Below are 11,642 nucleotides of genomic sequence, written 5' to 3'. Positions count from 1 at the left end.
CTTCCCTGTCCACGGATTGCGTTCCAGCCTCAGGCGAGCTCGCCCAGGAAGGCCTTGATGCGCTCGGCACCGGCCAGGACCTTGCCGGCTTCGCCGGAATACGACAGCCGGGCATGCCCCGCCGCGCCGAAGAAACTGCCGGGAATCAGGGCAACGCCGAAGTCCCTGAGCAGCACATCGCAGAACGACTCGTCATCACTGATCACCTGCCCGCGGAACGACCGGCCCAGCGCCTGGCCGATATCGAGGAACAGGTAGAACGCCCCGGCCGGCTCGCAAAAGCGCAGCAACGGTGTACCGCGCAGCACCTCGAGCAAGGCCTGGCGCTGCCCGGCCAGACGCTGCCGGGCGGCGATGGAGAACGCCTGGTCACCGTCGAGTGCCGCCGTTGCCGCCGCCGCCGCGGGGGCCGGCAGGTTGGAGATCGAGTTGGAGTTGAGCGTGGTGACCGCGTCGGCGATCCGCCGGTCCGCCGCCAGCAAGCCGACCCGCCACCCCGGCATGCCATAGAGTTTGGAGACGCTGTCGATCTTGATGATGCGCCCGGCGAGATCCGGCGCCACCGTCAGCAGGTCGGGACAGCGGTCCATGTCGTAGACGAAGCGCTGGTAGACGTCATCGCAAATGATCCAGACGTCATGCTTGCGCAACACTTGCGCCAGCCCCTGGAGCTCCTCGACCGAGTACACGGCGCCCGTAGGGTTGCCGGGGGAATTGAGCAGCACCACCCGCACCTGTTCGTCGAGCGCCTGTTCCAGGGCCTGGGGGGACATCTTGTAGCCGCTCTGCGCGGTGCAGCGCACATCGACGACGCCCGCCCCGACCAGATCGGCGATATCGAAGTAGGTCGGCCAGCACGGGGTCGACACCAGCAGCTTGTCGCCCGGGCGGATGATCGCCCGCAGCACGCTGAACAGCAGGTGCTTGGCGCCGAGGCCGGCGACCAGGTTCCGTTCGTCGAAATGCATGTGGCCAAGACGCCGCAGGTAACCCAGGTAGGCCTTGAGCAATGCCGGGTCGCCACGGCTGGCGCCATAGCCGCCGGTGTCCTCGTGGGCCGCGCGCACTGCCGCCTCGACGATATGGGGCGCCGGCAGGAAGCCGGGCACGCCGACACCCAGGTCGATGACCGGCTGCGGCGCCTCCCTGACCTTCTGCGCCACCCCGAGGATCGGACAGAATCGCGCGAATTCCAGGTCTGCTGAAAGCGTAGGCATGCAGGATTCTCCAGAAGTCCGTTTCAGGCGGCGCGCACGGCCATGCGGCCACGCGCCATGAGCGCGGCCATGTGGGTGGCCGTCGCGGTGATGATGTCGAGATTGCCGGCACTCGGATCGAGGTAGTCCCCCGCCCCCTCGACCCGCACCATGGTGAACAGGCGACCTTCGCTGTAATGCAGGTCGACGATCACCTCGTAGCCCGGCACGGCCTCGCGCACCAGCGCCACGGCCCGCTCCACCTCGCGACGGGTGGCGGCCAGGTCGGCCTGGGCGATCAGTGCCGAGACCGCCGTCTGCATGTAGACATTGGGCTTGGCCGGGTTGATATTGAGGATCGCCTTGACCTGAGCGCAGCCGGTGAAGCGCCGCAACGCCTGTTCGGTGGTGGTGATGTAGTTGCTCAGGTTGCGGCGGGTGGCGGGGCCTGCGCTTTCGGCGCTGATCGACGACACCACCTCGATGTAGCGCACCCCCGGGTTGGCCCGGGCGATGGCGGCGGCCAGCGGGATTGAGGCCTGTCCCCCACAGGTGATCATGTTGACGTTGCTCGCCCCGGTCAGTTCCAGGCCGTTGAGCGAAGGCACGCACAGTTGGCCCAGGGCCGCCGGGGTGAGGTTGATGATCACCTTGCCGGCCTCGATCAGGCGTGGCGCGTGGCGCTCATGGTCGGCGGCCGAGGTGGCGTCGAACACCAGGTCGAACTCGCCGATCCGGGCGAACAGACCGTCGATGCCATCGGCGGTGGTGGCGACCCCGCGCTCCCGGGCGAAGGCAAGGCCCGCGGAATGCGGGGAACGTCCGGCAACCAGCGTGCAGTCCAGGTCCGGGTGGGCCAGGACCTTGCACAGGATGTCGCAACCGATGTTGCCGCTGCCGATAATGGCGGTTTTCAGGGACATGAACGCACTCCAGGGTCAGGCAACAGAAGGTTGGGAAAGGCGGCTGGCCACCGAGATGATCAGGTCTTCCTGGCCGGCCACCGCATTGCACTGGGCCAGGGCTTCGTAGATTCGCCGTGGTTCGACGCCGAACTCGCTGGCGGCGCGCGCGACATGCTTCTCGAAACCGCTGCACACGCCGTACAGGCCACTGATCAGGTTGGCGGTCTTGACGACCGTTGGCGTGCTGACCGGGGCGATGCTCTCCAGCTGCTCGATGGCGCGGCACAGGGCGAAGATGTCCACGCCGGTGGCGAAGCGGTAGCGCTCCAGCACCGCGCACAAGGTCTCCAGCTGGGTGTTGCCGGCGCCAGCGCCGAAGCCGCGCATGCAGCCGTCGACGATGGTCGCCCCGGCCTGGACCGCGGCCAGCGAGTTGGCGATGGCCAGGCCCAGGTTGTTGTGGCCATGGAAGCCCAGCGGAATCGACAGTTCGCTGCTGAGCAAGGCAATACGCTCACGGGTGCTGTCCGGATCGAGGTGGCCCGCCGAGTCCATCAGCACAATGGCGTTGGCACCATAGCCCTGTTGCTTCATCGCCTCCTCGAGCAAGCGCTCGGGGCTGGCCATGTGGCACATCATCAATACGCCATGCACATAGGCGCCGTTGCCGCGGGCATGCTCGATATAGCTTTCGGTCACGCTCGCCTCGGTGCAATGGGAGGCGATGCGCAACACCTCGACACCGATCCGCAAGGCGGTATCGATATCGTCGAGCCTGGCGAAGCCGGGAATCATGTGGATGCCCAGGCGCGTGCGACTGAGGTTGGCACGCGCCGTCTCGAGCATCTCGGTGTCGGCATGGCGGGCCAGGCCCAGCTGCAGGGACGATGCCCCCAGGCCGTTGCCGTGGCCCACCTCGACCACGCTCAGGCCGCAGCCGTCGACGGCACGGCAATAGGCGGCGATATCCTCCAGGCTCAACGAATGGGAAACGGCATGGTTGCCGTCGCGCAGGGTCGGATCATGAATGGCGATTGCAGCGGTCATCGAGATCAAGTCCTTGTGATCGAAGGTTCAGTTGCGTGGAGCGTCGGCAGCCGGCTCGGGCTGGAGCAGCCGCTTGGGCAGGAACGCCGGCGAGATATGGATGATCGACATGCGCACCACGTGGTTGAGCATGACGAAGGCAGGGTCGAGCTTGAGCAACAGGGCTGCCGCGGTCATCACCTCGACACCGCCCGGCACCCAGGACATGAACAGCGCCAGGAAGGGCTTGCCGGTGATCTGGGCGGCGAGCGCGGCCACCAGCAAGGTGGTGCAGAACGTCAGCGTGGTCACCACCAGGCCAGCACGCACGTATCGCAGCACGTCCCCCAGGGTGATGTCGCGCAGGCGGATGCCGATCAAGCCGCCCAGCAGGATCAACGCCACCATCGCCACCGGGTCGGGCACATGCAGGTTGAACTGGGGCATGCCGATGTTCACCGCGGCGGCGCACACCAGCCCGGTCAGCATGTAGGGCGCAGGCACGTCCAGACGTTCCAGCAAGTAGCCGGCAACGACCGCGACGACCGCGACCGGCACGATGCGCAGGTAGTCGCCCAGGGTTCCGGCCGCATGCGCCGCGCTGTCGCCATGGCCGCCTGCGATCAGGGTGACCACCAGCAACAGCGCGAGCAGGCGGACGATGTGCACGAAGGCGATGCGTCCGGAGGCCGGCCCCTCTTCCCCCGACACCGTCATCACCGCCGCCATGGCGCCCGGGATGGCACTGAGCAGGCTTTCGATATGGCCCCACTTCTCCATGCGTCGCAGCCAGTTGTAGCCCACCAGGATCTGCGTGGTCATGCACACCAGCAGCCCGAGCAGGATGCTGACGTCGGTGAGCTCGTGCATCATCGAGGCGGTGACCGTGGAGCCGACGCTGATGCCGAGCAGCAACTGCACGGTGGCCACGAACGGAAACGGCATGCGCATGCGCACGCCCCACTTGCTCAGCGCCGTGACCGCGCAGATGGCGCCGATCAGTTCACCGAGCGGCAGCCCGGTGAGAAATCCCAGCCAGGCGCCCAGGGCCGCGACCGGAATGGGGATGAGGCTCTCGATCAAAGGTTTCATGGCATCGTCACCTGTCTGCAGGCATGACCGTCCCGACTGGCGGCACGGTCAGCAAAAGTGATGGAGGAACGGGACGGATCAGCGGCTAGACGACGGCCGCTTCGTTGCCCGCCCAGTCGCAGCTTTCGTGGAACCAGCGCTCGACTTCGCCAAGGCGCAATTGCAGTTCACGCTCGTTACGCCCGGCAACGATGGCATTGAGGATTTCCGAGTTGGTGAACTCCATCGACCGGTAGGCGGTCATCCGGCTCGCCGAGATGCGGTACTCCAGCACGCCGTCGAGCGGGCAGTCGCTCGGCACCTCGCGCAACAGGCCGACCCGCGGTGGAATGCTGATGTGCCCGACCATCTGCCGCGGCTCGATCATGGCCGCCGGACGATACTCGGGATCGCGCAGCGCGCGCAGGAAGCTCATGCGCGGGTCCAGGCCCCAGGCATGGCTGATCTCCTGGTTGAAGAACACCCCGCCCAGCCGCGAAGCGATTTCGCACAGGACGATCTCGCCCGCGTCGGTGACGAACAGTTCGAGGTGGAACAGCAGGGTCGGCTCGGAAGGCAACACGTCCTCGACCAGCGCGCGGGCGTAGCGCACCAGCTTGTCGCGCATCGGATTGCCGGCATCGAGCATGTGCAGGTCGTGGGCCTTGCCGCCGAGGAAGTCCAGCGCCGAGGTCATCACCCGTACCGGCGACACCAGGATCGGCTTGCCGTCGATGTACAGGCCGTTGACGATGTAGTGGCTGCCCCGCACATAGCGCTCGATCATCAGGTTGTGGAAAGTGGTGGCGCCGCGCGCGGCCAGCCACTGGCGCAGCTGCGGCAGGTCCCTGAGCACTTCCACGCCGTTCGAGCCACGACCATCGCGCGGTTTGACCACCACCGGGAAGCCGTGTTGCTCACTGAACTGGATCGCCCCGGTGGCGTGGGTCAGCGGCGCCATGTCGGCGACGGCGAAACCACGGTCGCGGGCCCGCTGCTTCATGAAGAACTTGTCGCGATAGAACATCGCGCGCCCCTCGGCGCCCTGGCTGACACCCAGTCGGTCATTGATGCGCGCCACCCGCAGCACGTCGATCTCGGCCAGTGCCACGCACAGCGGATCGCGCATCTCGCGGGCCATGTCATGGACATCCACCTCGACCAGCGCGTTGTCGTTGAAATAGTCGAACAACCGGTACGCCACCTGTTCGCCAAGGTGCACAGTGATTTCCTGAGCGCGGGAGTTGCAGCTCAGCAGCATGCCTCCCGGCCCTAGCGCGTCGGCCCAGCTTTGCGCGCTGTGCTGGAGAATGATCTTGGGGGGACAGAAGACGATCAGCTGCATGGGGCGTTCCTTGCGTGCTTACATGAGTCAGAAAGTGACCAGGCATCAGGGCCAGGCTCACCAATGATTCTGCTGAGGAGTCGGTGGCCGATGCCAATACCGATTCAGTCGTTATTGATACTCCTCGCCTTGCCCGCGCAGGCGGTTTGCAAGGCGCGCGAAAGCGCTGCCATGTCGGGGAACATGGCAGGCGACTTTCACGCAGGATTCAGCCGGTCAGATCAGGCAGGCGGCGCAGTCGCGCATCACCTCGGCCTTGCGCTGCAGGTACTGGGCAAAGACTTCACGGGCCGTGGTCCTGTCCACCGCGATGCCCATGGCCTTGACGAAGGCCTCGACCGCCTCGACCGCGTGGGCGAAATGATTGCTCTCGGTCCCCCCGGTGTGCACGGTGACCCAGGCCACGGTCTTGCGCACCTGCTCGGGCGGGACACCCATGTCGCGCTCGAACCAGCGGGTGTACAGCGGATGGATGTACTCCACCTCACCGTGGGTGTAGACCTCATGCACCAGCGTGGTCAGCAGGCCCTGGAGCAGGTCGCGATCACGCAGGCGGCGGGCATCGGTCCAGTCCTTGAACGCCTGCGCGGACGGCAGGCAGTTTTCCTTGAGCAACCACTGGTCGTCGCCGCAGAGGGGCGTGGCCATGTTGTAGAACAGGTCGGCATGCAAGGTGTTGCCCAGCGCCCCCAGGTCCTCGTCGGTGATCCGCTGCAGACTGCCACACACCTGGTAGATCTGCTGCGCCGCGGCGCTGCCCTGCTCGGAACGCGCCAGCAGGGTCAGGCGATTGGCCAGGCCGGAGACGCTGGCGGCCGAATTGTTGGTCTTCGACCAACTGGCGAAGAACTTGCGCAACGCCGCGGCGCCATGGCGCCGCGAAGTCAGCACCTGGAACGCCTGCTCGATGTCGACCAGCGCGGCCTCCTGGTTGCGGAACTCATCCCATAGCGCCTGTTTCAGCACACCGGCAGGCATCTCCTGCAACACCGGTTCAATCACATACAGCAACTGGCTGTGCACGGTCGGCAAGTTACTCACGGTCATCTCACTCTTTTCCTTGTTGGATGATGATGTAGCGCGTTGAGGAAGCGATTCATTGCAATGGCTGGACCGCCGGCCCACGGACCGGCGCCACCCGCCAGCTGCCCCGCGCGATCAGCAGCGGCAGCAGCTGGAACACCACGATCAGGGCGACGCAGCCGCCCCACCCCCAGCGTTCCCACAGCCCGCCGGGCACGAAGGCGCCGAAGCTGCCACCCAGGTAGTAGCAGCTCAGGTACAGGCCGACCGCGGCGGATTTCTGCCGTGGCGCCTGGGCGGTGATGAAGGCATTGGCAGCGGCCTGGGCGAGAAACACGCCAGTGGAGCTGAGCGCCAGGCCCAGCACGATCAACCACAGCGACGCGGACAGGGTCAGGGCCGAGCCGGCGATGCCCAGGCAACCGGCTACCCGCACCAGGTCGGCATGGGGCCGCGCCTTGCTCAGGCGTCCGGCCAGCGGCACCACCACCAGCGCCAGCAGGAACACGGCGTAGATGGCACCCAGCGCGGCGGTGCCCAGGGCAAACGGGGCCTCGCTCAGGTGCAGGCCGACGTAGGTGAAGGTCGCGACCTGGGCAAACAAGACGCAGAACCCCACGGCATAGGCCCCCAGCAATGGCCTGCTGGCGAGCTCGCCAAGCGCCAGCGGCTCGCGCCTGGCTGCGGGCGGGTTGCGCGGCAACAGCAGCGCGATGCCCAGCGCGACCGCCAGGCTGAGCCCCGCCTGGACCGTCAATGCCACGCGCCAGTCGGCAAGCTCGGTGACCAGACCGGTGAGGAAACGCCCACAGAAACCGCCGAAGATCGTGCCGGCAACATAGACGCTGGTCATTTCGGTCACAGCACCGCCCTGCCAGCGCACGCCGATGTAGGCCACGCTGGTGGCGAACACCATCGGGATGAACATCCCCTGCACCGAACGCCACAGCAGGAATTCGCCATAGCTGCCCGCCCACGCCGCCAACAATGCAGGCAGCGCCAGCAACAACGCCGCCCCGGCGATGACCCGGTGCTGTTCGCCGCGTGCCGTCAGCCAGCCGACAAAAGGCGCGGTCAAGGCCACGGCGAGGATGGTCACGGTAATGCTCCAACTGGCCTGGCGCAGCGTTACCGGAAAAGCCCGGGTCAGTTCCGTGAGCAGGCCCTGGGTGGAATAGAGGTTGAGAAATGCGGCACATCCGCCAAGAAATAGGGCAATTCGGGGGAAGTCGGCGGGAAAACGCATACAAACACTCGTAAAAAATTGTTACAGGTTTATAAGGTAGGACGAACTTTGGATCCAATACCTATTCCCGACCGATTGATACTCAAGGATGAACATGATGGATTTGCGCCGTCTGCGCTGTTTCCTGGTTGTCAGCGAGGAATTGCACTTCGGCCGAGCGGCAGCGCGCCTGCACATGGCCCAGCCGCCGCTGACCCGACAGATATCGGCCCTGGAGACGGAGCTCGGGTTTCGCCTGTTCGACCGCAGCACCCGCAACGTCAGCCTTACCACCGCGGGCCGTCACCTGCTGCCCTACGCCCGCGGCGTGCTCGAACAGGTCGACCTGACCACGGCGATCACCAGCAAGCTGGCGGCGGGCTCGGCCGGCCAACTGACGGTCGGCTACGCCAGTTCGATCGCCCTGTCGGACACCTTCAGCCATACCATCCAGGCGTTCTGTTCGAAGTACCCGGATGTGCAACTGAATGTGGAGGAAGGTGCTTCCAGCACCCAGTGGACGCAACTGATCGAAGGCCGCCTGGATATCGGCATGAGCCGCATGCGCCCATCAGGTGACGATCCTCAGGTCCAGGCCATCTGTGTGGACAACGAGCCACTGGTCGCGGCCGTTCCCAGTGACAGCCCCCTCGCCCAGCAGTTGCAGGTCAGCCTGGCCGAGCTCGGCGAACTGCCGCTGATCACCTTCCCCCCGGACTACGGCTCGGGCTTGAACGAAATCATCCTCGGCCTGTACCGCCGCCACGGGCTGACGCCGCGCCCGGCGCCAAGCGGTCGGCAGATCACCTCGATCATCGCCCTGGTTGCCGCGGGTCGTGGTGTCGCGGTGGTGCCGCAGTGCACCCGGACCTTGGTCAGACGTGGCGTGTCCTACCTGCCGCTGGCCGAGCCCGGCGCCTGCGCGCCGCTGCTGGTGCTGACCCGCAGGCACGAGCGCAGCCCGCTGGTGCGGGCGTTCGTCGAGGTGATCGAGCAGACCTTGCGCGGCGGTCTGGCCGGGTAGACGAAAACTTCGTGGGAGCGGGCTTGCCCCGCGATAGCGTTCGACCTGCGTCCAACGCTATCGCGGGGCAAGCCCGCTCCCATGAGAGAACTGCATGAGGTCTGCCTTGCGCCGACCTCAACCCGCCTCGCGATAGGGATTACGGGGATCCTGCGTCCAGTTCATGTACGGCTTGCCGGTGTCCTGCGCCTGCATGTCGATGCAGCCCTCCACCGGGCAGGTGATCTGGCACAGGTTGCAGCCGACGCACTCGGCCTCGATCACGCTGTAGGCGTGGGTGCCGTCGGCCTTGAGGGTGCTGGCGATGGCCTGGTGCGAGGTGTCCTCGCAGGCGATGTGGCAGCGCCCGCAGCCGATGCAGGCGTCCTGGTCGATGTGCGCCACCGACTGGTAGTTGATGTCCAGGTACTTCCAGTCGGTGGTGTGCCCCACGGCCTGGCCGCGAAACGCCTCGAGGTTGCGGTGGCCGTGCTGGTCCATCCAGCGCGCCAGGCCGTCCTTCATCTCGTCGACGATGCGAAAGCCGTGCAGCATCGCCGCCGTGCATACCTGCACCGCGCCACTGCCCAGGGCGATGAACTCGGCGGCGTCGCGCCAGGTGCCGATGCCACCGATGCCGCAGATCGGCAGTCCATGGGTCTCCGGGTCACGGGCGATTTCCGCGACCATGTTCAGGGCAATCGGCTTGACCGCCGAACCGCAATAGCCGCCATGGGTGCTCTGGTCGCCGACGATGGGGTGGGCGACCATGCGGTCGAGGTCGACGCTGGTGATCGAGTTGATGGTGTTGATCAATGACACCGCATCCGCCCCGCCCCGGTGCGCGGCGCGCGCCGACTGGCGGATGTCGGTGATGTTGGGGGTGAGCTTGACGATCACCGGCAGCGCGCAGTGGGTCTTGCACCAGCGGGTGACCATCTCCACGTACTCCGGCACCTGGCCGACGGCGGCGCCCATGCCGCGCTCGGGCATGCCGTGGGGGCAGCCGAAATTGAGTTCGATGCCGTCGGCGCCGGTGGCCTCCACCAACGGCAGGATGAACTTCCAGGACTCTTCGATACACGGCACCATCAGCGACACGATCAGCGCGCGGTCGGGCCAGTCCTTCTTCACCTGGGTGATCTCGCGCAGGTTGATCTCCAGCGAGCGGTCGGTGATCAGCTCGATGTTGTTGATGCCCTGCACCTGGCGGTTGGCGCCGAAGTGCGCCGAATAGCGCGACGACACGTTGACCGCCGCCGGGTCCTCGCCCAGGGTCTTCCACACCACCCCGCCCCACCCGGCCTCGAAGGCGCGGACCACGTTGTAGGCCTTGTCGGTGGGTGGCGCAGAGGCCAGCCAGAACGGGTTGGGTGCCTTGATGCCGGCGAATTCGATGGACAGGTCGGCCATTTACGCAGCCTCCACGTTGAGTATGAGTTGGGCATGGATGGCTTCGGCGGCCAACTTGCCATGTTGCACGGCCTGGACGGTAAGGTCCTGGCCCAGCGCGGTGCAGTCGCCGCCGGCGTAGATGCCCGGTATGGAGGTCTGCAGGTGCGCGTCTACCTGGATGCGCTCGCCGTCACGGGCCAGTTGCGCCGCCAGCGGATCAGCCAGGCTTGTGTCGTCGAAGCGCTGGCCGATGGCCTTGAAGATGGCGTCGGCCGCCAGCTCGAAAGTCTCGCCGGTATCGCCCAGGCGTCCGTCGCCCAGCTGGGTGCGCGCGAAACGCATGCCGCGTACACGCCCTGCCTCATCCAGCAGCACGGCATCGGGCCGGGCCCAGGTGTGCAGACGCACCTGGTTGTGCTTGGCAATCTCCTGCTCATGGTCGGTGGCGCCCATGTCGGACACGCCGCGGCGGTACACCAGGTTGACGTCGCGGGCGCCCAGGCAACTCATCTGCACGGCCATGTCGATGGCGGTGTTGCCGGCACCGAGCACCAGGCAGCGGTCGGCCAGCGGCAGCTGGGTGAGGTCGTCGGCCTGGCGCAGCTCGCGGATGTACTCGGTAGCGGCGAGCAGGCCCGGCGCGTCTTCGTCCGCCAGGCCCAGCTGGCGCACGGCAGCCAGGCCCAGGCCGAGGAACACCGCGTCGTACTGGGCCTGCAGCTCGCCCAGCGACAGGTTGCCGCCCAGGCGCTGGCCATGGCGGATCTCGATACCGCCGATGCCCAGCAGGAATTCCACTTCGCGCTGGGCGTAGTCGTCCACCAGCTTGTAGCGGGCGATGCCGTACTCATTGAGGCCACCGGCTTTCTCCCGCGCCTCGAAGATCACCACGTCATGGCCGTGCATGGCCAGGCGGTGCGCGCAGGACAGCCCGGCGGGGCCGGCGCCGACCACGGCGATGCGCTTGCCGCTGGCCGGCGAGCGCTGGAACGGATGCTCGGTGAAGCCGGCGTGGTCCAGGGCGTAGCGCTGCAGCTGGCCGATCAGCACCGGCGCGCATTCCTGGGCGTTGTTGCGCACGCAGGCCTGCTGGCAGAGGATCTCGGTCGGGCACACCCGGGCGCAACTGCCGCCGAGGATGTTGGCCGAGAGGATGCGTTCGGCGGCGCCCTGCAGGTTCTCGTCGCTGATGCGGTGGATGAACGAGGGGATGTCGATCTCGCTGGGGCACGCATTGACGCAGGGCGCGTCGTAGCAGTACAGGCAGCGCGCGCTTTCGACGGCGGCCTGGCGGGCGGTGAGCGGGGGCGCGAGGTCGCTGAAGGCCTCGGCCAGCTGGTCGGCGCCGGCCCGGGGGCGCGGCAAGTGGTTCAGGGCGTCGATCACGGTGGGTAGCCTCTTTTTATAGGTGCAGGCATGGCTCAACGTGGGAGCGGGCTTGCCCCGCGATGGC

Annotated in this window: 10 protein-coding genes; 1 reads left to right on the top strand and 9 read right to left on the bottom strand. The window is 66.6% G+C overall.

The features are described 5' to 3' along the window. Nucleotides 1-29 precede the first annotated feature (29 nt). From ACZ899_RS02690 to ACZ899_RS02660, 7 genes are all read right to left on the bottom strand, one after another. On the bottom strand, nt 30-1,217 hold the full coding sequence (locus ACZ899_RS02690; RefSeq protein ID WP_234562862.1) for a pyridoxal phosphate-dependent aminotransferase: 1,188 nt from the start codon (nt 1,215-1,217) through the stop codon (nt 30-32). A gap of 23 nt (nt 1,218-1,240) precedes the next feature. Continuing rightward, nucleotides 1,241-2,119, bottom strand: coding sequence for an acetaldehyde dehydrogenase (acetylating) (locus ACZ899_RS02685; protein ID WP_232857475.1), 879 nt, complete (start codon nt 2,117-2,119; stop codon nt 1,241-1,243). Nucleotides 2,120-2,134: 15 nt separating this feature from the next. Further along, nucleotides 2,135-3,148: a 4-hydroxy-2-oxovalerate aldolase gene (gene dmpG, locus ACZ899_RS02680; protein WP_232857477.1), complete on the bottom strand. Its 1,014-nt coding sequence runs from the start codon at nt 3,146-3,148 to the stop codon at nt 2,135-2,137. 27 nt (nt 3,149-3,175) lie between these two features. After that, nucleotides 3,176-4,219, bottom strand: a complete 1,044-nt coding sequence (locus ACZ899_RS02675) for an AbrB family transcriptional regulator (protein WP_203652167.1) — start codon at nt 4,217-4,219, stop codon at nt 3,176-3,178. Between the two features lie 85 nt (nt 4,220-4,304). Then, the gene (locus ACZ899_RS02670; RefSeq protein ID WP_234562863.1) at nt 4,305-5,543 is read right to left on the bottom strand and encodes an ATP-grasp domain-containing protein; all 1,239 of its coding nucleotides are present in this window, start codon (nt 5,541-5,543) and stop codon (nt 4,305-4,307) included. Nucleotides 5,544-5,759: 216 nt separating this feature from the next. Continuing rightward, complete coding sequence (locus ACZ899_RS02665) at nt 5,760-6,590, bottom strand: hypothetical protein (protein ID WP_267967276.1); 831 nt, start codon at nt 6,588-6,590, stop codon at nt 5,760-5,762. A gap of 49 nt (nt 6,591-6,639) precedes the next feature. Next, nucleotides 6,640-7,812, bottom strand: coding sequence for an MFS transporter (locus ACZ899_RS02660; protein ID WP_234562864.1), 1,173 nt, complete (start codon nt 7,810-7,812; stop codon nt 6,640-6,642). 94 nt (nt 7,813-7,906) lie between these two features. On the opposite strand from ACZ899_RS02660, the gene ACZ899_RS02655 reads away from it, so the two are divergent. After that, on the top strand, nt 7,907-8,815 hold the full coding sequence (locus ACZ899_RS02655) for a LysR family transcriptional regulator (RefSeq protein ID WP_232857482.1): 909 nt from the start codon (nt 7,907-7,909) through the stop codon (nt 8,813-8,815). Nucleotides 8,816-8,932: 117 nt separating this feature from the next. On the opposite strand, the gene preA is transcribed toward ACZ899_RS02655, so the two are convergent. Both preA and ACZ899_RS02645 read right to left on the bottom strand, forming a co-directional pair. Then, nucleotides 8,933-10,207: an NAD-dependent dihydropyrimidine dehydrogenase subunit PreA gene (gene preA, locus ACZ899_RS02650; RefSeq protein WP_485627272.1), complete on the bottom strand. Its 1,275-nt coding sequence runs from the start codon at nt 10,205-10,207 to the stop codon at nt 8,933-8,935. Further along, on the bottom strand, nt 10,208-11,575 hold the full coding sequence (locus ACZ899_RS02645; RefSeq protein ID WP_485627270.1) for an NAD(P)-dependent oxidoreductase: 1,368 nt from the start codon (nt 11,573-11,575) through the stop codon (nt 10,208-10,210). Nucleotides 11,576-11,642: the final 67 nt, after the last annotated feature.

Source organism: Pseudomonas sp. TE31087 (assembly GCF_057284075.1).
This window is presented reverse-complemented; position numbering and strand designations above follow the sequence as displayed.